Raw genomic sequence first — 24,458 nt, 5'->3', positions numbered from 1 at the left:
TCTCTGTGGCCACAACGGGGATCGAACGGGGGACTGAGCATGGCCAAGCACGGAGCATCGCGCTGGACACGCTCGGGCGAACCGACGAAGACCGGGCCGCTTGCGGCCCCGGTCTTCGTCGGCGCATCGCACCGGACCGGGCCGCCCACACTGCCGGTTCGACGCCTGTCCGGGCGTCGGTGGATATCCGCAGCCGCCTGAGATCGACACCGGCCGAGTGAGCCGTTCGCGGGGCCTGTCCACAGCTGACCGCTGAATCAGCGCCCTGTCATCAGCGTCGCTCACCGTCGACTGCCGCCTCGCCTCGAGACTCATCCCCCTCCAAGTGGGGGGCCGCTTCCTAGATGCCGCCTCCCTCTCACACGCTGCCGCTCCCGGGCTCCTGCCGTCCGGCAGCGGCTCCGCCCCGATCGACGGGCCCGCCCATCACGGGCTCGGAGGCGGATATGGCGTCCACAGCGGGAGAGTCATCGAAGGCCGGCGAGACAACAACGGCCGGTCCCGGATCGAAAACTGGCTCGGCGTCGAAGGCAGTGCGGCGGGTAGCCCGGCGCAGTGCTCGCAGGACGGTGCCCCCCAGCGAAACCGTGAGAACGATGGTGAGCAGCGCGCGGGGGACATCCCACCCGAGCGAGGTGGCAAGGACGTAGGCGGCAAAGCGGGGAAGGTTCTCGCGCAGCGAGTCACCCGGCACAAACGAGATACCAGACCCCAAACCCCCTATGTACGGCCACCCTTGAAGGTTCATGATCGCCCCGTAGAGCAGGGAGGAGACAGCGCCGTAGGCGGCCAGCAGAAGGAGTTCGCGACGCCCGCGCAAGGTTGCGGGCGCGGGCAGCAGGCCGGCCCCCATGGACACCCAGCCCATGGTCAGCATCTGGAACGGCATCCAGGGGCCGACCCCACCAGTGAGAAGGGCCCCGGCGAACATCGACAGCGCGCCGAGCACGAACCCGAAGCCGGGCCCCAGCACCCGGCCTGACAGCACCATCAGAAAGAACATCGGCTCCAGCCCGGCGGTACCCGCCCCCAGGGGGCGCAGGGCGGCGCCGGCCGCGGCCAGGACGCCCAGCGTCGCGACGGCTTTGGCATCCAGTCCGGTGTCCGAAACGGTCGCCACGGCGACTGCCAGCAGAAGGGGGAGAAGTGCGGCGAAGAGCCAGGGGGCGTCCTGGGAATGGGCCAAGCCAGAGGTCTCGTCGGCCAGCAGCGGCCAGGCGAACGCGACGATTCCCGCCGCGCTGGTGAGTGCCAGCGCAGTGATGGACCGGGGCCCCAGACGGACGGCCCTGACAGCAGAGGAAGGGGATGAAGCGGAGCTGGAGGAGGTCATAGTGCCTCCCTCACCTGGCTGACGGTCAGCCAGGGCTGCGGGGCGAGAATCTTGGAGACCTGTGGGGAGTAGGCAGGGGAGGAGGTGATGACCTCTTCGGTGGGGCCGTCCGCAACGGGCTCGCCCTGGGCGAGGATCACCACGCGGTGTGCGATCTCCGCGACGAGTTCGACGTCGTGGGTGGCCAGGACGACGGCATGGCCTTCGGCAGCGAGTTCGCGGAGCAGCGCGATCAGCCGTGCTTTGGCCCCATAGTCCAGTCCTCGGGTGGGCTCGTCCAGAAGCAGGAGCGGTGGCCGGGCGGTAAGGATGATCGACAGCGCGAGGGTCAGACGTTGGCCCTCGGACAGATCACGGGGGTGAGTGGTGTCGGGGATATCCGGAAGCAGACGTGAGACCAGCGCGCGGCAAGTCCCCGGAGCGGCGCCCGCGTCCGCGTCGGCGGACTGGCACTCGCGGGCCACTGTGTCGGCGTAGAGCAGGTCGCGCGGCTCTTGCGGCACGAGACCGGCGTACCGCAGAAGTTCGGCGGGCCGGGTGCGGTGGGGAGCGTTTCCGCCGACGGTGACGTGGCCGGAGGTGGGCCGGTGCATCCCTACCAGGGTGTTCAGCAGGGTGGATTTGCCCGCTCCATTGCGGCCCATGAGTGCAACTGTCTCGCCGGCGCTGAGCGTGAGCGTCACCTCGCGGAGGGCGGTGATGCGGTCGCGTACCAGAGTGAGCCGTGACACCTCGGCGAGCACCGCACCCTTTGGGCCACCCGGTGTGGAGGTCCGGTGAGTGGTCTCAGGGACAGAGGCGGAGGCAGGGACAGGTCCGGGGGCGGGGAGGGTCGCGCCGGGGTGTGCGCTGGGCTTGCTGGGGGGCTTGGGCGTACGGGTTGCCAGGTGTTCCCTGAGAGTGGCAGCTCGTCGCCGGGCATCCCGTACGGACAGCGGCAGCGGGTCCCAGCCGGCGAGTTGCCCCAGCTCGACCACGGGTGGCCGCACAGGTGAGACGGCCAGCAGCGCCGCGGGTTCACCGAGCCGGGCGGAGGGGGGCGGGGTCGGGGAGGGGGAGGGGGAGCCCCCCGGGGAAGGCAGCAGAAGGACCTGGTCCGCGTACTGCACCACGCGCTCCAGCCGGTGTTCGGCCATCAGAACGGTGGTGCCCAGGTCGTGGACGAGCCGTTGCAGGACGGCCAGTACCTCTTCGGCGGCGGGTGGGTCCAGTGCCGAGGTCGGCTCGTCCAGGACGAGGACCTTGGGGTGCGGGGTGAGTACGGAGCCGATGGCGACGCGCTGTTGCTGGCCGCCGGAGAGGGTGGCGATGGGCCGGTCGCGCAGTTCGTTGAGGCCGAGGAGGTCGAGGGTTTCCTCGACGCGGCGGCGCATTGTCGCGGGTGGGAGGCCCAGTGATTCCATGCCGTAGGCCAGTTCGTCCTCGACGGTGTCGGTGACGAAGTGGGCGAGGGGGTCTTGGCCCACGGTGCCGACGAGGTCGGCGAGTTCGCGGGGTTTGTGGGTGCGGGTGTCACGTCCGGCGACGGTCACCCTGCCGTGCAGGGTGCCGCCTGTGAAGTGGGGGACGAGCCCTGAAACGGTCCCCAGCAATGTGGATTTCCCGGCTCCGCTGGGGCCGATCAGCAGGCACAGTTCCCCTTCGGGGATGTGCGCGTCGACGAGTGGGAGGGCAGGAGCGAGAGGCGGCGGGGCCGCCGGGTTCGTGGGGCCCGCCGGGGGAGGCGGGGCTGCTGCCGGGTTCGGCTGCCCGGCCGGGGTGCGTGGGGTGGTGCGGGGGCCGGGGGTGGTGTCCTCGTAGGTGACCGTGACGTGGTCGAAGGTGATCACTGTGAGGGCTCCTCGTCGTGCTGTCGGCCTCGGAGTGCTTCCGGCCCCCGGTGAGGGGCGGATACCCGGCCGCGGGGAGCGGATCTCCGTGCCGGGGTGTCCGTGTGGTGCTCCGTTCGGCCGGGTCCCGGCTGTGCGGAGGGGGCGGACTGTGGGGGTTGGCCGGCCAGTTCGCCCCGGGGCCGGGATGACGGGCCTGGTGTGGGTGCGGGTGTACCGGCGCCCGGAGGCGGGGGAGCGGGGGCTGCCAGGGCGGGGATGAGGCCGAGGAGCAGGGCCGCCGCCGGCCACAGGGGGAAGGCCGGGGCGCTGAGCGGTACCGCCGGGGGGTGGAGGGCGTCCGGGTAGGCGCCGGCCGCCGTGATCATGAGTATGGCGACGGCGGCGCCCGAGGCCGAGACGAGCCAGGCGCGCACGCCCCAGCGGTCGGGGCGGTATCGCGTACGGGTCGCCCTTCTGCCGCCGAGCCACAGTCCGGCGAGGGCCAGTGCGAGCCCTGTGGACAGAACGGGCAGTCCGAAGCCGGCACCTTCGGCGGCCAGCAGCCCGTAGGTTCCCGCGCATACGCCCAGTAGTCCGCCGAGGGTCAAGGCGGTGGTCGTATGCCGGATGGCGGGCGGCACGTGTGCTGTGCGCCCGTAACCGCGGGCGTCCATGGCCGCCGCGAGCGCGACCGAACGCTCCAACGCGCCCTCAAGTACGGGGAGTCCGACTTGCAGTACCCCGCGCAGACCGCGATCCCCGCGCCCCCGGAGCCGCCGTGCGGCGCGCAGCCGGCGGACATCCGCGACCAGGTTCGGCGCGAACGTCATGGCCACCACCACTGCCACTCCCGCCTCGTAGAGCGCGCCGGGGAGGGACTTGAGCAGGCGCGCCGGATTGGCCAGTGCGTTGGCCGCGCCGACACAGATGAGGAGCGTGGCCAGCTTGAGTCCGTCGTACAGGGCGAAGACCATGCCCTCGACCGTGACCCGTCCCCCGATCCGTACACCCTGTGCCCACCGGGGCAGCGGTACCTCGGGCAGGTCGGCGATCACATGGCTGCCGGGGATGGGGGAGCCGAGGAAGAAGGCGAAGACGAGGCGGATGACCAGGACGAGAACGCCCAGCTTCAGGAACGCCGTGTAGGAGCGTCCCCAGGGGGCGTCGGTACGCCGGACTGCGACGACATAGCCCGCCACCACGATCAGCAGGGCGAGGAGGAGGGGGTTGGTGGTGCGGGATGCGGCGGTGGCCAGCCCGAGTGCCCAGAGCCACCACGCGCCCGAATGGAGAGCGGTGCTCCGCGTCGAGAGTGGTGCCCTTTTCGAGAGCAGTGCTCTTATCGAGAGCAGCGTTCTTTCTGTGAGCGGTGCTCTTTCCGAGAGCGGTGCTCCTTCTGTCGCCGAGAGCAGTGTTCTTTCTGTGAGCGGTGCTCTCGTTGTGGAACGCGCCGGCCGGCCCGCTCGCACGACTGTGAGCGGGGCTCTCGTTTTGGAGCGGGCGCGCATGTCAGCGCCTTCGGCGGCGGGCCTGCCAGAGGGCTGCGGCGCCGAGTACGGCCACGGCGGCGATGCCGCCGGTCACGCCGAGGCCGGTGGACAGCGGGTCGCCGTCACTCTTGTCACCCGCGTCTCCCTTTCCACTGGTACCCCCGTCTTGTCCCTGGTCGCCGTCGCCCCCCTTGCCGCCGCCGGTCGTGTTCCCCGCGCCGTTCCGCTTCCCCCCGGACTCCCCGCTCCTGGCCTGCTCGCCGCAGCCCTGGGTGGGGTAGCGGGTGATGGCGCAGAGGAAAGAGCCGGAGTTGTACCGGAGCGGGGCCGCTACGGCGGCGAGGGCGTCGGCGGCGGACGCGGAGTCGTCTACGCGGGCGCACTCGGTGCGGGGCCCGGGCGGAGGCTTCGGCTCGCCTTCGGGGGCGTCGGCGCGGGTACCGAAGTCGATACGGATGGCGACGCGTTTGCTGCCGGACTTCTCGGGGGTGTGGGCGCAGGCGGCGGCGAAGTCCGTGGTGCCGCGCGGTTGTTCGGCGTCCCGCGAGTCGCCGCTCAGGGCGAAGCGGAAGCCGAGGGTTTCACCGTCGTCGGGACGCAGAACGGCCGGGCCCTGGGTCGCGTACGCCCAGGAGCCGCGCTCTGTCCGCTGCCAGAAGGACCAGTAGCGGTAGCCGCTCCGTGCCACCGCCGTCCGCGTGGCGACCGTCCGCGCGGTAACCGGTCGGGCGGCCACTGGTCGTGCCTTGACCGATCGGGCGGCCATCGTCCGCGCAGTGCTCGATCGGGCGGTGGCCGACGACGCGGTGGCCGACTGTGCCGCGGCCGATGGCGCGAGGGGGGTCGATTGCGCCGGGGCGGTCGATTGCGCCAGGGCGGTCGGTTGCGCCAGGGCGGGGGAGAGGGGCAGGAACAGGGTGAGGGCGAGGGCGGCGAGGGACAGCGTCGTCGCGCGGCGGGTTGTTCTCACAGCTGCTGCCTCTTGCGGCGACCGCTCAGCAGGATGCCGAAGCCCGCGCCGACGGCGAGGCCGACGATGATGAACGCCCAGACGGGGATGGTGGTCCCGTCGTCCTTGCTCGCGTCGTCAGAGCTGTCGGACTGGTGGGAGGCGGGCATCTGGGCGGGCGCCGGGCCCGTCTTGTTGAGACGGGTGAGGAGGTTGGTGCTGCCGAGCTTGGTGGGGTCGCCGCCGGTAGCACGCGAGGCCAGCATGAGGGAGCTGATGGCGGCGGGGTCGTTCTCGGCCTTGTCCCATTTGCCGAGGTTCTCCGAGAGCCACTTCAACGAGGCGCCGGCCTCGGTGCGGTGGCCTCCGGCGGCCAGTGCGATGACGGCGTCTGCGGTGTTCGCGTAGTCGGGCTGCTGCTTCTTGGAGCCCGGGAGCGGGGCGGTGAGGTGGCCGCCGTTCTTCTTGAGCGTGGAGGCCAGGTACGCGGCCCCGGCGCCCGCCGCCTGCCCGGGGTCGCCCGTCGCGCTCCCCTTGCCGTCGCCTTTCTCGCTGTCGTCGCCCTTGGTGTCCGTCTTGCTGTCGGCTCCCTTGGCGGTCCCCTTCTCGTCGGAGTCCTCGTCGGCCGTCGCGCACTTCAGGGGAGTTACGGGTGCGCTCTTGTGGTTCTTGTCCAGCGGCTCGACCAGGATGCCTTCGCCCAGGCCGGCGAGCGAGGCGGCGGCGGTGGCGTCGTCGTTGGGGGCGAGCCGGTCCTTTTTGTCCGGCTGGTAGGCGAAGGCGCCCTGTGCGCCCGGCGCGTCCTCGATCCCCTTCGTCCCGCAGGTGAGCTGGAAGGACAGCAGCGCGTCGAACGGGGTTCCGCCGCCGGTGGTGACCCGCTTCGGGTTCTCGCCGGCCGCGTGCAGCGCTCCGATGGCGAGGGAGGTGGAGTTGGCGTCCGAGGGGCTGCCGGGCGCGTAGCCCCATCCGCCGTCCTTGCCCTGGGCCGACTTCAGCCAGTCCACGGCCTTGCCGACCTCCGCGCCGCGCCCGCCCACCGCGGCCAGCGCCTGTACGGCGAGCGTGGTGGCGTTGATGTCCGAGGGCGTCTTCTTCGCGTCGCACGGGTCCCCGGCATCGGGACGGTAGGCGGTGAAGGAGCCGTCCTCGCACTGCTGACCGGTCAGCCAGTCCACCGCCTTCTTCGCCGGAACGGCCCCGGCGCCATCCAGTGCCAGCAGCGCCATCGACTGCCGCCACACGCCGTCGTACTTCGGATCCGCCTCGCCGTAGAGCCCGTTCGGCAATTTGCCTGCTTTGCCTGCCTTGTCCGCCTTGGTGGAGGTGACGGAGGTTGCGGAAGTCGCAGCGGAGGCGGTGGCTGTGGACGGCTGTGCGGATGCCACGGGTGCGGCTGTCGCACAGAGCACGGTGGCGGCGGCAAGGGCCGTGGCGCAGTGGCGGCGGCGCGGTGACATGCGGGTGCCTTTCGGTGACGTGAGCGGGCCGCAGCCGTGCACGGCCACCCCGTCGCGCGGGCTTCCGGAACTCCGGAATTCCACGCTACGGCGCACCGGGCTCGGCTCCGTAGACCTCGACGGTGCCGGTGATCCGGCCCGCCGCGCTGTCGCCGTACGTGCGTATGTGTGCGGGCGCACGCATACGTGACGCACGCATACGTGACGCACGCATACGTGACGCACGCATACGTGACGCACTGTGTACGTGACGCACTGTGTACGCGGCGTGTGGGTCGCGTACGCGGTGCGGCTGTACGGCGGCGATGCGGCGGGACGGCCACAGGAGCCCGCCTCGGTCCGGGTGCTCCGGCTCGCGGATGCCGCGCCGCTGTCCGTACGACGGGTACGGGCGGTCGGCGGTGGTCGGCGGTCCGCTCACGGTTGCGGGTCAGCGCCGGATTCGCACCGGCTTCCCCCGGTTGGAGGCGTTGTTTGTCTGTCCGCCACTGTAGCCCGAACGTGCGGACGGGCCCGGCGGCGGCCTCTCCCTCCCGCCCGCCTCCGGCTCACCTGTGTTCCCCGCTTCTCTCCCGTTCCCCGTCTCCCTCCCGTTCTCCCGCCTCCCTCCCGTTCCGCGTCCTCAGCCCGTCGCGCGGTAGGTGAGGGGTTCGGTGCCGGGGACGGGTTCGGCGTGGCCGAGCTTGACCAGGCGGCGCAGGTGCGCCTCTGCTTCGGAGACGGCGATGTTGCGCGACCCGTAGGGGATCTGTTCCCAGGGGCGGTTCCACTGCATCGTCTCGGCCAGCTGCCAGGGGGTGAGCGGGCGTTGTGAGAGCAGTGCTCTCAGGTCGGAGAGGCGCTCTGCGTGGTGAGCGATCAGCTGTTCCACCCGCCCCGCCGCGTCGGTGAACGGGTACTGATGCGCGGGCAGCACCTCGGCGGGCCGCAGCCGGGCGACCCGTTCGAGGGAGTCGAGGTAGTCGCCGAGCGGATCGGTGATCTGGTCGCTGTCGGGGTCCTCGTACAGGCCGATGTGCGGGGTGATCGTCGGCAACAGGTGGTCGCCGGAGAACAGCCGCCCGCTTCCGGCCAGTTCGCTTCCGCTTCCGGCCTCGCGCCCGCTCCCGGCCAGTTCGCTCCCGGCCTCGCTCCTGCCCCCGGCCTCGCTCCAGCCCCCGGCCTCGGCTCTGACCCCGGCTTGGGCTTCGGCCGTTCCCTGCGCCCCGGCTTCCGTCTGTGCCCGGGCCCGGTTCCGGCCGCCCCGCCCCGGGTGCCGCTCCTCCAGGTGCAGGCACACGTGGCCCGGCGTGTGGCCCGGTGTCCAGATCGCGCGCAGTCGCCGTCCGGGCAGGGGCAGCAGTGCGTTGGGCTCGATGTCGCGGTCCGGCAGCGCGGCGCGCGCGCCGGGGAGTGAGCGGGTGCGCCCCTCCGCCAGTGCGGTGCGCAGCGGCGCCGTATGGGTATCGGGTGCCCCGGCGGCGGCCAGTTTCCCGGCGAGGTAGCTCAGCCACCGGCCGGGGTCCGAGTCGCGGGTGCGGCGCACGATCGCGGCGTCGGCGGCGTGCATGGCGATCCACGCCCCCGACTCCTCGCGTACGCGCGCCGAGAGGCCGTGGTGGTCGGGGTGGTGGTGGGTGATGAGTACGCCGTGCAGTTCCGTGACGGAGGTGCCGCACGCGGCGAGGCCGGCGGCGAGTGTGTCCCAGGAGTCGGGGTCGTCCCAGCCGGTGTCGATCAGGACGGGGCCCGCGTCGGTCTCGGCGACGTGGACGAGGGTGTGGCCCAGTGGGTTGTCCGGTATGGGGACGGGGATGCTCCAGATCCCGCCGCCGTGGTCGGTGACCTGCGGTGCGTTCGTCATCTGTGGAGGCTCCCCCGGTTGGTGCGCGTGGCCTGCCGACGGCGGCGTCGGCAGAGGCATTGTTCCCTAGAACTAGAACTGGTACTAGTTCTGATGCACTGTCAGGAAAGTGTCGGGCGTCACAGAACCGCGACGTTGCCCGACTCCGGAGAGCCCCGCGCAGCGGGAGCGGGAGAGGTAGGCAGGGTCATGACGGACCACGCGGAGCGCATGGACAACACAGGTCGCATGGATGACACGGGCCGCACAGACAGCACCAGCACCACAGACAACGCAAGCCGCACGGGCAGCACAGACCCCACAGCCAACGCGGCCCCCACAGCCCGCGCAGACCGCACAGCCACCGACACCGGCCGCACAGCTGACGCGGACCGCACCCCCGGCGCCGGCCCCCCGGCGGCCCCGAAGGCCCCCGACACCCCGGGCGCCACGAGCTCCAGGGACGACCCCGCCGGACCCGCCCCTTCCGCTCACCCCGACTCCTCCCCCGCTCACCCCGACTCCTCCCCCGCTCACCCCGACTCCTCCCCTGCGTTTACCGAACACCACCAGCTCTACATCGGCGGCACGCTGCGCGACCCCGCGGGCGAGGACACCATCGAGGTGGTCTCGCCGCACAGCGAACAACCCATCGGGCGCGTTCCGCACGCCTCCCGCGAGGATGTGGACCGCGCTGTGCGCGCCGCGCGCGACGCCTTCGACTCCGGGGTGTGGTCCGGGTGCGGCCTCCAGGAGCGGATCGAGGTCGTCACCCGTATCAAGGACGCGTTCGCGGTGCGCAGTGAGGAGTTCGCCCGGCTCATCAGTGCGCAGAACGGCACGCCCTGCACCTCCGGCGTCATGGTCCAGTCCCTGGCGGCGATGATGGTGTGGGACTCGGCGCTGAAGGTCGCCGCCGACTTCCCCTACGAGGAGCGCAGGGCCGGCGCTCTCGGCCCGCTGCTGGTGCGGCGGGAGCCGGTGGGGGTGGTGGCGGGCGTGGTGCCGTGGAACGTCCCGCAGTTCACAGCGGCGGCGAAGCTCGCGCCCGCGCTGCTGACCGGATGCTCGGCCATTTTGAAGGTGTCGCCCGAAACCCCGCTGGACGCCTACCTCCTGGCCGAGATCGCCACCGAGGCCGGACTGCCGGAGGGAGTGCTCTCGATCCTGCCCGCCGACCGCGAAGTGAGCGAGTACCTCGTCGGGCATCCGGGCATCGACAAGGTTTCCTTCACCGGCTCCGTGGCGGCGGGCAAGCGTGTGATGGAGGTCGCAGCACGGCAGTTGACGCGTGTGACGCTGGAGCTGGGCGGCAAGTCGGCCGCCGTCATCCTGCCGGACGCCGACCTGGACGCGGCTGTCGCGGGCATCACCCCGTTCGCGTGGATGATCAACGGACAGGCGTGCGTGGCACAGACCCGCATCCTCGCCCCGCGCTCGCGCTACGACGAGATCGCCGAGCGCTTCAAGGCCGCCGCCGACGCGCTCACCGTCGGCGACCCGCTCGACCCGGCAACCAAGATCGGCCCCCTCGTCGCCGACCGGCAGCGCCGCCGCTCCCTCGACTACATCGCGCTCGGCCAGGAGGAAGGTGCCAAGATCCTTGCGGGCGGCGGCAAACCGGACTCGATGCCCACCGGATGGTATGTGGAACCCACCCTTTTCGGTGATGTCGACAACTCCATGCGCGTGGCCCGCGAAGAGATCTTCGGCCCCGTCATCTGCCTCCTGCCCTACGAGGACGAGGCGGAGGCCGTGCGGATCGCCAACGACTCCGACTACGGCCTCTCCGGCAGCGTGTGGACGGCGGACACCGAACGCGGTATAGACATCGCCCGCCGGGTGCGCACCGGCACCTACTCCGTCAACACTTTCAGCCTCGACATGCTCGGCCCCTTCGGAGGCTACAAGAATTCAGGAATCGGCAGGGAGTTCGGGCCCGAGGGCTACGGCGAGTATCTGGAGCACAAGATGATCCACCTCCCGGCCGACGCGTGAAGGCCGCCATGGGCGAGCGTGACCGCGAACGAGCATCAGAACGCGAACGCGAACGCGAACGCGAACGCGAACGCGAACGCGAACGCGAACGCGAACGCGAACGCGAACGCGAACGCGAACGCGAACGCGAACGCGAACGCGAACGTGGACGTGAACGTGGACGTGGACGTGGACGTGAAAGCGAGGGCGAACACGAACACGACCCTGGCCGGGGCCGGCAACCTGACCCGGACCGCTGGCACGTCGAGGTGGACCGTGACGTCTGCATCGGGTCGGGCCTGTGTGCGGCGGCGGCGCCGGACGACTTCCGCCTGGACGGTGCCCGCCAGTCCCGCCCCGTGAACCCTGACCGTGCCCCCTCCGAGGGGGTGCTCGCCGCCGCCGAGGGGTGCCCCGTCGAAGCCATCGCGATCGCCCTCGCGGAGACGGGCGAGCAGGTCTTCCCGCCCGAGGACTGAGTCCGGGGGCTGAGTCCGAGGACTGAGGCCCGAGGGCCCGGCCCGGAAAAGGGGGCTCCGGAGGACGTTTGGGCGGGCAGCGGCCCGGAATGTGATTGCCCGCGCGGAAGGAGGCGGGTAGGAACGGGTGTATGACTGCCCTTGGTGCTGTGTTCCGACCCCAGTTGGCGCCCGAACGGCTGCGGGGCTTCGCCCGCGCCGCCGACCGGTCCGGCCTGGACGAACTGTGGCTGTGGGAGGACTGCTTCCTGGAGAGCGGCATCGCCACCGCCTCGGCCGCCCTCGCATGGACCGAACGGCTGCGGGTCGGCATCGGCCTGCTGCCCGTCCCGCTGCGCAACGTCGCGCTGACGGCGATGGAGACCGCCACCCTCCGCCGCCTCTTTCCCGGCCGCTTCGCCGTGGGCCTCGGCCACGGGATCCAGGACTGGATGGGACAGGCCGGCGCCCGCGCGGAGTCCCCCGTGACGCTGCTGCGCGAACACCTGAACGCGATGCGGGCGCTGCTGCGCGGCGAACGCGTGTCCGTGGACGGGCGGTACGTGAAACTCGACGCCGTCGCCCTGGACTGGCCGCCCGAGGCCGGCGGGTCCGAGGCCGAGGGCGCCTGCGCGGGCGCCGCGGTGCTGGCCGGTGCGCGTGGACCGCGCTCACTGCGGCTGAGCGGCGAGGCCGCCGACGGCACCGTGCTGGACGCGAGCAGCACTCTCGAAGACGTACGCGCCGCGCGGCGGCTCATCGACGAGGGGCGCGCGGCGGCCGGACGTACCGGACACCACACCGTCGTGGTCTATCTCCACGCCGCCACCGGCGCGGATGCCGGTCACCGGCTGCGCGCCGAACTCGAACGCGAGGGCCTCGCCACCGCGCACGCCCACCGGCCCGACCTCGGACTCGGCGTCGCCGGAGACGCCGCCACCGTCGCCAAGGCCGTCCAGCGGGTGGCCGAAGCGGGCGCGGACACGGTCGTTCTCCAGCCGACGGCGGACGAGCCCGACCCGGAGAACTTCGTACGCTTCGCAGCCGACCAGGTCCGCCCGCTGGTGCCCTGACGAGGGCTTTGTGGGGGTGGGGGCGTGCGGGTGTGCGGGGGCGCCGGGCGCGGTACACGGAAGCCGGGCCGGGCCCTAGCGGGCGGCGACTCCGCCGTCGAGCGCGAGCGTGGCGAACGTCGCCAGCCAGTGATCGGTGGTGAAGTCGCCCGAGGCGGTCACCGGCAGCGCCGCATCGAGGTTCGCCTCGGCCGATGCGGTGAGGACCGGGATGCGCGGGTCGTCCGGCGGTAGGGCGCCCGCCAGGTCGCGCAGCGCGGCGGCCCGGCTGAGGCAGAGCCCGAAGAGGTGCCCGATCTGCGGGTCCGCCGGGTCCGAGATGCGGGGCGGCGGCATGAACCCGTCGCACTCGGTTCCGGGCTCCGTCCTGCCCCCGTTCCCGTTCCTGCTCCCGCTCCCGGGGCCGCCCTCAGCGTGGTGTGCGCCGGTGGCCTTGTCCAGTTCGGGCAGGAACCGGGTCAGCCACTCCGCGAACTCCGGCTCCGAGAGCACCCGTCGCACCACATCCGCCTCGCACAGCACAGGAGACAAGAAGTCCTGCCCCGAGGGCTCCCAGCGCACGGCGGCACCATGATCCGGCACGTACCACTCCCGGACCTTCGCCCGCACAGGCTCCAACAGCCGCTCCTGCCCCGCACGTTCGGCGCTGTCGAGGATGAGCCCCAGCGAGAACGCGCTGTTGGCGTGTGTGCCGTGCCGTACGGGATAGGTCGCCTTCGGCAGCCAGCCGAGCACGAGATCCGCGACCGTCGCCGCCGCGGGGGCGAGCGCTTCGCGCCAACGCCGCGCCACTGCGGGGAGAGCAGTGCTCTCGTCCTGGAGCGGGTACCGGGCCTTGGGGGGGTGCTCCGAACCCGGAGCACTGCTCTCGCCGTTCGGAGCGGTGCTCTCACTGCTCAGAGCAGTGCTCTCGCTTGTGAGCGCCAGGAGCCAGGCCCAGCCGTAGGGCCGTTCGAAGGAGGGGCGGTCGCGGAGGTAGGCGGCCTCTTGTGCCAGAGCCCCGGCGGTCAGGTGGGCCTCCAGGGTGCGGATGGCGGTCTCCCGCCACCCCGGAGCCTGGGCAGGGGACGAAGCCGAAGCCGACTGCGCGGCGTCCGCTCCAGGGCCCGGCGGCGGGTGCGGCAAGCGCAGCAGCCGGATCAGGAGCCAGTGCATGTGCACGGAGGAGTGCCAGTCGTAGGCGCCGTAGAACGCGGGGTGGTAGGTGCGGGGCGGCACCAACTCGGTGGGGTCGGCGATGAGGTGAGCGGGCGCGTTGGGGTACTCGCGGGTGACGTTGGTGAGGGCGAGTTCCGCGAAGAGGGGAGCGCGCGCCGCGAGGGCAGCGGCGCTCGCATCATCGCGCACGCCGTTTCCACGCGAGACCCCCGGCGTCCCCGGCACTCCCGGCACTCCTGACACCCTTCGCGCTCCCGACGCCCCCGGCACCTCGCGCCCGGTACGGGACGCACCCGTGCCCGCGCGTTCAGCGGCGGCGCCGCCCGCCCCGTGGTCGTTCTCTCCCGGCGATGACGTGGCGCTCAATGCGTCGCCCCTCCCGTTTCGTGGATGTCCTCATCCGTGCGGGCCGCAGCGGTGAGCAGCGCGGCGATGCCGGTGGCGGCGTCGCGCGAGGAGAGCGAGGGCTGGGCGGTGCGCAGGGCCGCGACCTGCCGCGGGGTGTACGGCACATGGACGAAGCCGCCCCGTACGCCCGGGTGTTCGGTGGCCAGCAGGTGGGCGAGGCCGTAGAAGACGTGGTTGCACACGAAGGTGCCCGCCGTCTGGGAGACCGACGCCGGTACCCCGGCCCCGCGCGCCGCCGCCACGCACGCCTTGATCGGGAGCGAGGAGAAATAGGCGGCCGGGCCGTCGGCGATGACGGGCTCGTCCACGGGCTGCGCCCCGGCGTTGTCCGGGATGCGGGCGTCGTCCACGTTGATCGCGACGCGCTCGACGGTGAGGTCCGGGCGTCCGCCCGCCTGGCCGAGGCAGAGGACCAGGTCAGGAGCGTTCGAGGCGAGTGCGTCGCGCAACTCCGTGAGCGCCGTGCCGAAGACACAGCTCAGCTCGACGGCGGTGATGTCGAGCCCGGCCGGTGGTTCGGCCGCCAGCAGGGCGGCGACCTCCCAGGACGGGTTGGACGACTGGTCCTCGAACGGTTCGAAGCCGGTGACCAGTACCTTCAGCGGCCCCGAGGGGGTTGTGCCGGTTGTTGAGGACATGTTGCGTTCTTCCCTTCCCTTACTCCGCCGTCCGGCGCCGCGCCATCCCGTCCCACCCCGCGGCCCACCTCTTCGCGTCCCGTTCCCGCGTCCGCTTTCGCGTGCCCGTCGAGAGAGCTAGAAAGCGAAGAAGTAGATGATGGCGATGTTGCAGCCGAGCAGGGCCACGGCTGAGGGGGCCTGCGCCTTGATCGGCCCGTACTGGTCCTTGAGTTCGAGCAGCGCTGCCGGTACGAGGTTGAAGTTCGCGGCCATCGGTGTGCAGAGCGTGCCGCAGAAGCCGGCGAGCATGCCGACGGCCAGGACGCACGCCGCGTTGCCGTTCATCTGTTCCACGAGGACGGGCCAGCCGACGGCGGCGGTCATGACGGGGAACGCCGCGAAGGCGTTGCCCATGATCACGGTGAAGACGAACATGCCCGCGCAGTACAGCGCCACGGCGGCCAGCAGTTGGCCGTCGGGCAGGATCGATTCGGTGATCTTGCGTACCTGGGTACCGACGCCGGCGGCCTGGAATATGGCGCCGAGTACGGCCAGCAGCTGCGGCAGCAGCAGGGCCCAGCCCATGGACTCCAGCAGGCCGCGCCCCGCGTGCAGCGGCACGCTGACCCGCCGTTCGCGCAGCACCCACATGCCCACGCCCAGCGCGACCACCGCGCCGAGGCCGAGCCCGAGGATGGTCTCGCTGCCCTCCTCCAGCACCGGGGTGCCGCCGATCTTCCACTTGGCGACGAGCACGGCGCACACCATCGCCACCAGCGGAATGGTCAGCGCCGGGATGAACAGCTTGCCGCCGAAGCGCGCGGCCAACTGCACGCGCTGCTTCTCGGTGGTGGTCTCCGGCTTGCCCTTTCCGGTGAGGTTGAAGCCGCCGACGCAGATGAGAACGAGGACGGCCACGCCCAGCGGCTCGGCCGGCGCGGCCTTCTCATTGACCCAGGTGCTGTAGAAGAAGCAGGCGCCCAGCAGCCCCCAGAAGACGGCGGTGCCGTGCCGTTTGGGGTTGGTGCGGTCGGTGAACATCTGCGCCGCCATGATGAGGAAGACGGCGCCGACGAGCCAGAAGAACCACTCGGACTTGATCACTTCGCCGCCCCGCCTTCCGTACCGGCCCCGCCCCGCGCGTCCTCGCGCGCGACGGTCATCTCCGCGTTCGCCGTCACCAGTTCCCGCTCCAGCTTCCGGTCGAGCCGCAGCAGCCGCCCGCCGTGGATGAAGAAGGCGCACACGGCGCTGGGTATCGCCCACAGCGCCAGGTGCAGCGGCTCCAGGTGGGTGTCGTAGGTGCTGTTGACCAGGCCGGTGATCAGCAGGATGGAGCCGATCGCGAGGAAGCAGTCCTCGCCGAAGAACAGCCCGACGGTGTCGGTGCCCGCCGCGTGCGAACGCACCTTCTCGCGGACCTTGTCCGGCAGCGGGCGCCCGCCGTTGGACCGCTCGGCGGCGGCCTCCGCCATCGGCGCGATCATCGGGCGGACGCTCTGCGCCGGGCCGCCGATGGTCTGGAGGCCGACGGCCGCCGTCAGCTGCCGCAGCAGCAGGTAGAGGGTGAGGAAGCGGCCGGTGGTCAGCTTGGTGCCGAGCTTCCCGATGAGGGTGCGGGCCTGCTGCTGGAGTCCGTTGCGTTCCAGGAGCCCGATGACCGGAAGGGTGATGGCGAAGATCGTCACCGAACGGCTGGTGGCGAAGCTCTCCCCGAAGGTCCGCAGGATCTCGACGGGGGAGAGCTTGCCCAGCAGTCCGGTGACGATCCCCGCCACCCCGACCACGAGCAGGGGATTGCGGCGCGTCGCGAATCCGAGGATCACCACGAGGACGCCGAGCAGAACGATCATGTCGTCTCCGCCTTCTGTGCCTGGGAAAGGGGAGCGTCAGGGATGTCCGGTCGGCCCAGGCCCGAGGCGGGTCCTGAACCTGGGAAACCCGGGGCTTCGGGTGGTCCCGCCGCGGTTCCGCTGCGGTCTCACCGGCCCCGGTGAGTGACTCGGCTCCCGTGAAGCGAATTCCACCGGAGATTAGAGGATCGTTCAACGATACGACAAGGGCGTGGGCCCACCTTTTCCGGCGACCGGACGCGGCCCGTCCACGGCTCCCGGTCCGCCGGCCGTCCCAACGCCCTGGATCAGGGCAGGAAAAACCCCCGGCCGGGGAACCCCGGTCGAGGGGGCGGCAGGATCCGGGCTCCCGCCCGGTTCCTGGCCGCAGTCAGAGGATCACTGTGGCCGGACGGTCAGCCCTTGAGTGCGCCGACTTGCTCCAGCACTCCGCGCTCGTCCATGTTCCACCAGCTCTCCGCGAGCCGCCCGCCTTCGCAGCGGAAGGTGATCTGGCCCGTCCCGGAAATCTCCTTGCCGGTGGCCTCCACTCCCGCGAACGTGCCGACGTGCCGGCCCTTGACGGACAGCCGTACGCACACCATCTCGCCCTCGGCCACCATGCTCTCGACGGTGAGTTCGGGCCGGAGCGCCGCCGTGATCTCCTTGGTCTCGGCCTTGGCCTGTGCCAGTCCGAGATCGTAGGACGACATGGCCGGGCTGTGCTCCCGGTAGTCGCACGTGCACATGCCGTCCATTCCGTCGATGTTCCGCGGATTGATGACGTCCTCGAAGTAGCTGCGAACCACGATCTTGTTGAGCTGCTCGTCCCGCATGACGTCGAGGTCCGTGAACGAGGGTTCCCCTTCGCAGAGGTCCAGCATCTCGCGGAAGATCCCTTCGGTCTCCGGAAGGTGTGAATTCTGCATTGCCTCCTCGTGTGAGGGGAATTCCACGATCTCCACCACGTGTGTGGAGTCGGCGCGGTCCCGCCCCACAACTGAATGAGTGGCTGTCCGCTTGCCCTGCGTCGCTTCGACCCAGGCGTCCATCAGCCTATTCAGCTCATCCATTCTTCTTGTTCTGCACTCGATGACCTGTATGAATGTCACGATGCCTCCCTCTCCGCAACCCGTGCCGGAAATCCGCGCCGAGGAGCTGCTCGGAGAATTCGCGGGCCGAGAATCGGATCCGGAATTGCGGAGCGGTACCGGGTGTAAAGAGCGGAAATCGGTGCGTTCAGCCGTGGGTGCTCGGACTGTCCGGGGTGTGCTGGGTGCTCGGGTCCTGGCGCCCGTCCCGGGGCGCGGACGCGGCGTGTGTCGCCGGGAGGGCGCGGACCTGCCGGTCGTAGTCGTCCAGCAGGTCGCTCAGCTGCTGGAGCGATTCAGGGGGTATTTCCGGCGGCGCGGACTTGGTGACATAGCGTACTGCCGCCATCAGAGCCGCCAGTTCGTACACCTGGAACGTCCCCCGGAGTACCGTCGCACGCACGCGTTCCAGTTCCATGTCAGACCTGCGACCGTACGTGGTCGACGATCTGCTCCAGTTCGGCGGCGAACTGGCCGTAATCCTCCTGCATTCCGTTGAGGTAGGCACTCCACCCCAAGCTTGCCTTTGCGTAGTGAACGGCTTCCTGGACTTCGTCGTCCGTCGCGCCGAACAACTTTGCCGCCTCGGTGTGGAAGAGGCTGCAATAGTGGCACTTCGTCTCGGCGTGCAGGCCGACGCCGATGAGTTCCTTGTACATGTTGGGGATCAGCGTTTCGCCGAGTTCGATCCTCTTGAAGATCTCCCACTCAGGTGCGAGCAGCTCGGTCGGAATCTGCTGGAAGAAGTGCGGTACGAGGCCCAGGGTCTGCCTGATGTCGGCCTCGATCTCCTCGCGACTCACAGTGGTGGCTTCGCGGTTCACGGTGGCGGTCATACGGCTCCCTCCAACCGGAGGCGCCCGCGGGGCCCGACCCGGGGCCCGTTCGTACTGTTCACGAGCTGGGAGGCGCCGAGTCTCCGACGGCACTCGCGGGCCTCACATTTCCACTGAAACACGTCACGGCCCCGCTGTCATCCGTGCTCCCGCGGCCCCCGCAGCTCTCACATCCCCCGCGTCCCACGGTCCCTGGCCCGGTCCGTGGCGCATCCTGCCCCGGCCGTTCCCGGCCCGGTCTCCTGCGCGGGCCCCGATCCTCCCGGCGCCGGTCCCGCTCAGTCGGCCGCCCGCTCCGGGTACGCCTCGATCAGCTGGCGGCGGGAGTCCTCCAGGTAGAAGTCCAGCAGCCGCTCGGCCTCGTGCGCGTCGCCCCGCTCCAGGGTGTGGACGATCTGCTGGTTGCGTGCGAGGTAGGGCTCGTGGAAGCGGCGGGGGTCGTCCATGATGTGGAAGGCCAGCCGCAGCTCGGCGAGCACGCCGCGCATCAGGTCGTCGGTGCGGGCGCTGCCGGCCAGCCCGGCCAGGGCCTGGTGGAAGTGGATGTTCGCGGTGGAGCAGTCCTGCCACCGGCCGTCGGCAGCCGCCTTCTCCCCGGCGGTGACGGCCGCACGCACCTCCTCCACGCGGTAGGGCGGGGCCCCCAGGCCGCGTAGTGCGGCGCACTCCACCAGCCGCCTTACGCGGTAGATGTCCGCGATGTCCGCAGAGGTGAGCACCCGGACGAACGTCCCGCGATTCAGCCGGTGCACGAGCAGGCGCTCGTGGGTGAGCAGCCGGAACGCCTCCCGCAGGGTGTTGCGGGAGACTCCCAGTGCCCCGCGGATCCGCTCTTCCGACAGTCGGGTGCCGGGCGGGAAGGAGCCCTGCGCGATGCGCTCGCGCAAGATGGCCGCCACGCGCTCGGCCGTGCTCGTGCGTCCGAGGAGGGCGCGGTCGGCGGCCAGTTCGGACAGCACGAGGGATGTGTCGGCGGTCATCGGTGATCTCCCTCCGGATGCGTGCGGCCCAGTCAAGCCGAGAATCCGGTGAAAGGAAATCGCGTACCAGGCCCTCTTGCCGGATTGTTGAACAATCCCGTACGTTGCTGGCGATGGACCAGATGATCGACCTCAACGCCGACCTCGGTGAAGGCTTCGGCCGCTGGCAGCTCACCGACGACGAGGCGCTGCTCGCCTCCGTCAGCAGCGCCAACATCGCCTGCGGTTTCCACGCGGGAGACCCGGCCACCATGCGCCGGGTGTGCGCGCTGGCCGCCGAGCGCGGCGTACGCATCGGCGCGCAGGTCTCCTACCGTGATCTGGCGGGCTTCGGCCGCCGGTCCATGGACGTGCCCGCCGCCGAACTGGCCGCCGAAGTGGCCTACCAGATCGGTGCGCTGGAGATCTTCGCCCGCGCGGCGGGTTCCGCCGTCGCCTACGTCAAGCCGCACGGTGCGCTCTACAACCGCACCGTGCGTGACGAGGAGCAGGCCGCCGCCGTCGTGGAGGGCGTACGCCTCGCCGGTTCCGGCGTGGGGGCCGGGTCCGCGCCCGGGTCCGGGTCAAAGGGGCCGCTGCCGGTGCTCGGGCTGCCGGGCTCCCGGCTGCTGGCCGCCGCCGCCGAGGCCGGGCTGCCCACCGTCGAGGAGGCGTTCGCCGACCGCGCGTACCGCCCCGACGGGACTTTGGTACCGCGCTCCGAAGCGGGTGCTGTGGTGACCGATCCCGAGCAGGTGATCAAGCGCTCGGTGCGGCTCGCCAGGGACGGCGAGGTCGTCGCCACCGACGGCAGGGCCCTCACCATGCGGGCCCGTTCGTTGTGCGTGCACGGCGACACCCCCGACGCCGCCCGCCTTGCCCGCCGCGTACGCGAGGAACTGACCTCCGCCGGCGTCAGGATCCGGGCCTTCGCGTGACCGGTGCCGTGAACGAGACCGCCACGGGCGCGGAACCCGAAGCCGAAGCCGAAGCCGAAGCCGCAGCTCCGGACGGAAGCCCGCGCCCTTCCCGGCCCGTCCCCGCCCCCCGCCCCGTACCCGCCCCTCGCTCCGCCGCCGTCCCCGCACGACAGGGGCCGGAGCGCGGACGGCTTCAGGTGCGTCCCGTGGGGCGGCGGGGGCTGCTGGTGGAGCTGGCTTCCGCCGAGGCCACCGAGGCGTTCCACGCCGAACTGCTGCGGCGCAGGGCAGCGGGGGAGCTGCCGGGCGTGACGGAGATCGTGCCGGGTGCGGCCACCGTGCTGCTCGACGGGTTCGCCACACCCGGGGCGGCCCGGCGGCTGGCGGCCGAACTGCCCGGCTGGCGGATCCCGCCGCTCGCCTCGGGAGACGGCTCCGTGCTGGAGATCCCGGTCCGCTACGACGGGCCCGACATCCCCGATGTCGCGGCGCTGTGGGGGGTCGCGGAGGACGAGGTCGCCGGGATTCACGCGGCCACCGAATTCCGCGTCGCCTTCTGCGGGTTCGCACCAGGCTTCGGCTACCTGACAGGGCTGGGCGAACACCGCCACGTACCACGCAGGTCCGACCCGCGTACCAAGGTGCCCGCGGGGGCGGTAGGGCTCGCGGGCGCGTACACCGGGGTCTACCCGCGCTCCTCGCCCGGCGGCTGGCAGCTCATCGGGACGGCCCCCGAGACCGTGCTGTGGGACACCTCGCGCACGCCCGCCGCGCTCCTGGCACCCGGCACCCGCGTTCGCTTCGTCCCGATGAGCCCGCCCGACCCCGAAGGGGCACCTTCGTGAACGCCACCGGATTCGTGAACGCCACCGGATTCGTGACCGCCGAGGAGTTCGTGACCGACGAGTCCGTGAGCGCCGACGGATTCGAGACCGAACGGGCCGGAGCGCTCACGACGGTCCAGGACCTGGGCCGCGCCGGTTACGCGCACCTGGGCGTGCCCCGTTCCGGAGCGCTGGACCTGGCCGCGCACCGCCTCGCCAACCGCCTGCTGGGAAACGAGGAGAGCGCCGCCACGTTGGAGACGACCCTCACCGGGTGCGCGGTGCGCGTGCTGGGGCGCGCGGCGACGGCCGTGGTGACGGGGGCGCCCTGCCCGGTCACCGTGGACGGCCGTCCCGCCGCGTGGGGGCAGCCGGTGCCGGTACCCGCCGGCGCGGTGCTGGAGGTGGGCCCCGCCGCGCACGGCGTCCGCTCGTACGTCGGCTTCGCCGGGGGAGTGGCCGCCGAACCCGAGCTGGGCAGCCGGGCGACCGACCTGCTGTCCGGGCTGGGCCCCGCGCCGCTGCGCGAAGGCGACCGCCTGGCCCTCGGCGCGGACCCGGCGGTACGCGCCCTTCCTGCCGCGGGGCGCTGCTCCGACGTGGCGCACTGGGAGGCGCCGCCGCGCGAGTTGGTGCTGCCTGTCGTCGTCGGACCGCGGGACGACTGGTTCACCGGAGAGGCGCTGCGCACGCTCGTGACCGGGGCCTACCGGGTGTCCGCCGCCAGCAACCGGATCGGCCTGCGCTTGGAGGGCCCGGCGCTGACGCGGGCCCGCGAGGGGGAACTGGCCAGTGAGGGGATGCCGTTGGGAGCCGTGCAGGTGCCGCCCGAAGGGCGCCCCGTCGTCTTCCTCGCCGACCATCCGACGACCGGCGGCTACCCCGTCATCGGCGTCGTCCCGGCTCCGGCGCTGAGCGCCGCGGCGCAGGCGCCGCCGGGCACTCCGGTCCGCTTCACCCCCGCCCGCGCCGACCGCCGGGCGGAGCGGTGACGTCGATCAGCTGGCACACCGTCTCGATGTCGATCTTCACCTGGGCGATCGAGGCGCGGCCGGAGAGCCAGGTGATCAGCGCCGAGTGCCAGGTGTGCTCGATGACGCGGACGGCGGAGAGCTGTTCGGGCGTGGGGGGCGACTCCAGGCCCATCGCGTCGAGGATGATCGCGGTGGTCAGCCGGGAGACCGTATCGACATCGGGGCTGACAGATCGATCGGCGAACGTCAGCGCGCGCACCATCGCGTCGGCCAGATGAGGCTCGCGCTGCATGGCGCGGAACGCCCGCATCAGGGTCTCGGCGACGCGCGCCGCGGCGTCCTCTTTCTGGGGCGGGCGCTTGTGCAGGGTCTCGTGCATGTGCCGCAACTGGTCCTGCATGGTGGCGACCAGCAGATGGATCTTGGACGGGAAGTAGCGGTAGAGCGTGCCGAGCGCCACCTGGGAGATCTCGGCGACCTCCCGCATCTGCACCGCGTCGAAGCCGCCGCGCCGGGCCAGTTGGGCGCTGGCATGCAGGATCCGCCGCCGCCGCGCCTCCTGGCGCTCGGTCAACGGCGGCCCCGCCGAAGCGGAATCCGCCGGGCCGGACGGGGCGGTGGTGGGGCCCGGGGCAGCGGGGGCGGAGGGGCCGGAGGGCGCGGCGGATGCGCGGGACCGCTCGGGGGGCTGTGGTGGCTTCGGCGTAGGCGTCATAGGTGTGATCGATCCCCGTTCCTGATGGTGCGAGCCCTGATGGTGCGAGCCCTGGTGGTGCTGGCGATGGTGCGAGCCCTGGCGGTGCGAGCCCTGCGGAAGAGCCGTGCATTCTCGCAGGGCCCGCAGGGGTGGTGCGAATCACCTGCGTCGGCGCCTCCGTCGAAGTGACCGGCCGGTAAATTCTGAGTCCGCGGGACGAGATGCGCCTGGGGCCGCCTCGTCCCGGACAATCCTGAAACTTGTTCTAGGTTAGCGCGAGCGGCTACGCTCCGGCGGGACGCAGTGACGAAGGGGGCCGCGAGTGACCGCAGAGGCCGTAACCGACCGCCCGCTGCGCATCGCGCTGCTGACCTACAAGGGCAACCCCTACTGCGGCGGTCAGGGCGTCTACGTACGCCACCTCTCCCGCGAACTGGCCCGCCTGGGCCACACCGTCGAGGTCATCGGCGCCCAGCCCTACCCGGTGCTCGACACCCCAGGCACCGACACCGGCCCCCTCGGCGCCGGCCCCGCAGAAGCACCGGTCGCCCCCGGCGCACCAGGCCGGCTCACCCTCACCGAGCTGCCCAGCCTCGACCTGTACCGGCAGCCCGACCCCTTCCGCACCCCCGCGCGCGGCGAGTACCGCGACTGGGTGGACGCGCTGGAGGTCGGCACGATGTGGACCGGGGGCTTCCCCGAACCGCTGACCTTCTCCCTGCGGGCCCGCCGCCATCTGGCCGCCCGGCGCGGCGAGTTCGACGTCATCCACGACAACCAGACCCTCGGCTACGGCCTCCTGGGCGGCCCCCGGGCACTGGGGGCGCCGCTGGTGACGACCATCCACCACCCCATCACCGTGGACCGGCGCCTGGAGTTGGCGGCGGCCGACAGCCGGCGGCGGCGCCTCTCGGTGCGCCGCTGGTACGGGTTCACGCGCATGCAGCGCCGCGTCGCCCGCAGGCTGCCCTCCGTGCTGACCGTCTCCGGCTCCTCGCGGCAGGAGATCGCCGAGGACCTGGGCGTGCGCGAGGACCGCATCCACGTGGTGCCCATCGGCGCGGACACCCGGCTCTTCTCACCCGACCCCGCGGTGCCCGAGGTGCCGGGCCGCATCGTGACGACCTCCAGCGCCGATGTGCCCCTCAAGGGCCTGGTGTACCTGGTCGAGGCGCTGGCGAAGGTCCGCACCGAGCAGCCCGGAGCACACCTCGTCGTCGTCGGCAAGCGCCCCGAGGAGGGCCCGGTGGCCGCCGCGATCGACAGCCACGGGCTGGGCGGCGCCGTCGAGTTCGTCAAGGGCATAAGCGACGCCGAGCTGGCCGCTCTGGTGCGCGGGGCGCAGATCGCCTGTGTGCCGTCCCTGTACGAGGGCTTCTCGCTGCCCGCCGCCGAGGCCATGGCCACCGGCACCCCGCTGCTGGCCACGACCGGCGGCGCCATCCCCGAGGTCGCCGGGCGCGACGGGGAGACCTGCCTCGCGGTGCCGCCGGGCGACGCGGGGGCGCTGGCCGCCGGGCTGCTGCGGCTGCTGGGCGACGAGCCGTTGCGGGCCCGGCTGGGGGCTGCGGGGCGCGAGCGGGTGCTCTCCCGGTTCACCTGGGAGCGGGCGGCGCTCGGCACGGTCGAGCGGTACCGCTCCGCGATGGGCGCGGTGCGTGATGCCGTCCCCGCCCTTGAGGGGCTGCCTCACTCGGTGCTGGGACCACCCGCCGCGGCGCCCCCCGCCGCGGCCCCGGCGCCCGCCGCTGCCGAGCGCCGGTGAC

General features: G+C 71.8%; 23 protein-coding genes. 7 read left to right on the top strand and 16 right to left on the bottom strand.

The features are described from left to right. Positions 1-358: 358 nt before the first annotated feature. The 6 genes from ABD339_RS02840 to ABD339_RS02815 form a co-directional block, all read right to left on the bottom strand. Positions 359-1,333: an ECF transporter S component gene (locus ABD339_RS02840; protein WP_344561792.1), complete on the bottom strand. Its 975-nt coding sequence runs from the start codon at positions 1,331-1,333 to the stop codon at positions 359-361. Next, positions 1,330-2,982: an ABC transporter ATP-binding protein gene (locus tag ABD339_RS02835; protein WP_425575877.1), complete on the bottom strand. Its 1,653-nt coding sequence runs from the start codon at positions 2,980-2,982 to the stop codon at positions 1,330-1,332. The genes ABD339_RS02840 and ABD339_RS02835 overlap by 4 nt, the downstream gene beginning before the upstream one ends. Before the next feature lie 176 nt (positions 2,983-3,158). Further along, on the bottom strand, positions 3,159-4,652 hold the full coding sequence (locus ABD339_RS02830) for a CbiQ family ECF transporter T component (RefSeq protein WP_344561788.1): 1,494 nt from the start codon (positions 4,650-4,652) through the stop codon (positions 3,159-3,161). Position 4,653: 1 nt separating this feature from the next. Next, the gene (locus ABD339_RS02825; protein WP_344561786.1) at positions 4,654-5,370 is read right to left on the bottom strand and encodes an SCO2322 family protein; all 717 of its coding nucleotides are present in this window, start codon (positions 5,368-5,370) and stop codon (positions 4,654-4,656) included. 230 nt (positions 5,371-5,600) lie between these two features. Next, a complete protein-coding gene (locus ABD339_RS02820) occupies positions 5,601-7,043 on the bottom strand; it encodes an SCO2321 family membrane protein (RefSeq protein ID WP_344561784.1) in 1,443 nt (480 codons plus the stop codon). A 622-nt stretch (positions 7,044-7,665) separates the two neighbouring features. After that, a complete protein-coding gene (locus ABD339_RS02815) occupies positions 7,666-8,886 on the bottom strand; it encodes an MBL fold metallo-hydrolase (protein WP_344561782.1) in 1,221 nt (406 codons plus the stop codon). A 189-nt stretch (positions 8,887-9,075) separates the two neighbouring features. Between ABD339_RS02815 and ABD339_RS02810 the strand changes: the two genes are divergently transcribed. Beyond that, positions 9,076-10,863, top strand: coding sequence for an aldehyde dehydrogenase (locus ABD339_RS02810; protein WP_344561780.1), 1,788 nt, complete (start codon positions 9,076-9,078; stop codon positions 10,861-10,863). A gap of 35 nt (positions 10,864-10,898) precedes the next feature. On the opposite strand, the gene ABD339_RS02805 is transcribed toward ABD339_RS02810, so the two are convergent. Continuing rightward, on the bottom strand, positions 10,899-11,105 hold the full coding sequence (locus ABD339_RS02805; protein ID WP_344561778.1) for a hypothetical protein: 207 nt from the start codon (positions 11,103-11,105) through the stop codon (positions 10,899-10,901). A 6-nt stretch (positions 11,106-11,111) separates the two neighbouring features. Between ABD339_RS02805 and ABD339_RS02800 the strand changes: the two genes are divergently transcribed. Together ABD339_RS02800 and ABD339_RS02795 are read left to right on the top strand one after the other, a co-directional pair. Next, a complete protein-coding gene (locus tag ABD339_RS02800) occupies positions 11,112-11,321 on the top strand; it encodes a ferredoxin (RefSeq protein ID WP_344561777.1) in 210 nt (69 codons plus the stop codon). A gap of 131 nt (positions 11,322-11,452) precedes the next feature. Next, complete coding sequence (locus tag ABD339_RS02795) at positions 11,453-12,373, top strand: LLM class flavin-dependent oxidoreductase (protein ID WP_344561775.1); 921 nt, start codon at positions 11,453-11,455, stop codon at positions 12,371-12,373. Positions 12,374-12,448: 75 nt separating this feature from the next. On the opposite strand, the gene ABD339_RS02790 is transcribed toward ABD339_RS02795, so the two are convergent. The 8 genes from ABD339_RS02790 to ABD339_RS02755 all read right to left on the bottom strand — a co-directional run bounded on the left by ABD339_RS02790 (position 12,449) and on the right by ABD339_RS02755 (position 19,298). Continuing rightward, entirely contained in the window at positions 12,449-13,720 is a 1,272-nt protein-coding gene (locus ABD339_RS02790) for a DUF2891 domain-containing protein (RefSeq protein WP_344561773.1), read from the bottom strand. 173 nt (positions 13,721-13,893) lie between these two features. After that, positions 13,894-14,577, bottom strand: coding sequence for a pyroglutamyl-peptidase I (pcp, locus tag ABD339_RS02785; RefSeq protein ID WP_344561771.1), 684 nt, complete (start codon positions 14,575-14,577; stop codon positions 13,894-13,896). 117 nt (positions 14,578-14,694) lie between these two features. Next, positions 14,695-15,663 (bottom strand): DUF979 domain-containing protein, encoded by a 969-nt coding sequence (locus tag ABD339_RS02780; RefSeq protein ID WP_344561769.1) that lies wholly within the window; start codon positions 15,661-15,663, stop codon positions 14,695-14,697. Then, the gene (locus ABD339_RS02775) at positions 15,660-16,412 is read right to left on the bottom strand and encodes a DUF969 domain-containing protein (RefSeq protein WP_344561767.1); all 753 of its coding nucleotides are present in this window, start codon (positions 16,410-16,412) and stop codon (positions 15,660-15,662) included. Before ABD339_RS02775 ends, ABD339_RS02780 begins: the two co-directional genes overlap by 4 nt. Before the next feature lie 395 nt (positions 16,413-16,807). Further along, complete coding sequence (locus ABD339_RS02770) at positions 16,808-17,503, bottom strand: ester cyclase (protein ID WP_344561762.1); 696 nt, start codon at positions 17,501-17,503, stop codon at positions 16,808-16,810. A gap of 127 nt (positions 17,504-17,630) precedes the next feature. Beyond that, the gene (locus ABD339_RS02765; protein WP_344561760.1) at positions 17,631-17,885 is read right to left on the bottom strand and encodes a hypothetical protein; all 255 of its coding nucleotides are present in this window, start codon (positions 17,883-17,885) and stop codon (positions 17,631-17,633) included. A 16-nt stretch (positions 17,886-17,901) separates the two neighbouring features. Beyond that, entirely contained in the window at positions 17,902-18,318 is a 417-nt protein-coding gene (locus ABD339_RS02760) for a carboxymuconolactone decarboxylase family protein (RefSeq protein ID WP_344561758.1), read from the bottom strand. Between the two features lie 278 nt (positions 18,319-18,596). Continuing rightward, positions 18,597-19,298: a GntR family transcriptional regulator gene (locus ABD339_RS02755; protein WP_344561756.1), complete on the bottom strand. Its 702-nt coding sequence runs from the start codon at positions 19,296-19,298 to the stop codon at positions 18,597-18,599. Positions 19,299-19,420: 122 nt separating this feature from the next. Between ABD339_RS02755 and ABD339_RS02750 the strand changes: the two genes are divergently transcribed. The 3 genes from ABD339_RS02750 to ABD339_RS02740 all read left to right on the top strand — a co-directional run bounded on the left by ABD339_RS02750 (position 19,421) and on the right by ABD339_RS02740 (position 22,013). After that, positions 19,421-20,215, top strand: coding sequence for a LamB/YcsF family protein (locus tag ABD339_RS02750; RefSeq protein ID WP_344562303.1), 795 nt, complete (start codon positions 19,421-19,423; stop codon positions 20,213-20,215). 188 nt (positions 20,216-20,403) lie between these two features. After that, positions 20,404-21,042 (top strand): 5-oxoprolinase subunit B family protein, encoded by a 639-nt coding sequence (locus ABD339_RS02745; RefSeq protein WP_425575861.1) that lies wholly within the window; start codon positions 20,404-20,406, stop codon positions 21,040-21,042. Positions 21,043-21,092: 50 nt separating this feature from the next. Continuing rightward, positions 21,093-22,013, top strand: a complete 921-nt coding sequence (locus ABD339_RS02740) for a 5-oxoprolinase subunit C family protein (protein WP_425575876.1) — start codon at positions 21,093-21,095, stop codon at positions 22,011-22,013. Here the strand turns inward: ABD339_RS02740 and ABD339_RS02735 are convergent. Next, on the bottom strand, positions 21,976-22,710 hold the full coding sequence (locus tag ABD339_RS02735; RefSeq protein WP_344561754.1) for a TetR family transcriptional regulator: 735 nt from the start codon (positions 22,708-22,710) through the stop codon (positions 21,976-21,978). The two genes, ABD339_RS02740 and ABD339_RS02735, sit on opposite strands and share 38 nt — an antisense overlap. Positions 22,711-23,014: 304 nt before the next feature. Between ABD339_RS02735 and ABD339_RS02730 the strand changes: the two genes are divergently transcribed. Further along, positions 23,015-24,457 carry a glycosyltransferase family 4 protein gene (locus tag ABD339_RS02730; RefSeq protein WP_344561752.1) on the top strand — a complete coding sequence of 481 codons (1,443 nt, stop codon included), beginning with the start codon at positions 23,015-23,017 and terminating at the stop codon, positions 24,455-24,457. Position 24,458 lies beyond the last annotated feature (1 nt).

Source organism: Streptomyces axinellae (assembly GCF_039532135.1).
Classification (GTDB): Bacteria; Actinomycetota; Actinomycetes; order Streptomycetales; family Streptomycetaceae; genus Streptomyces; species Streptomyces axinellae.
This window is presented reverse-complemented; position numbering and strand designations above follow the sequence as displayed.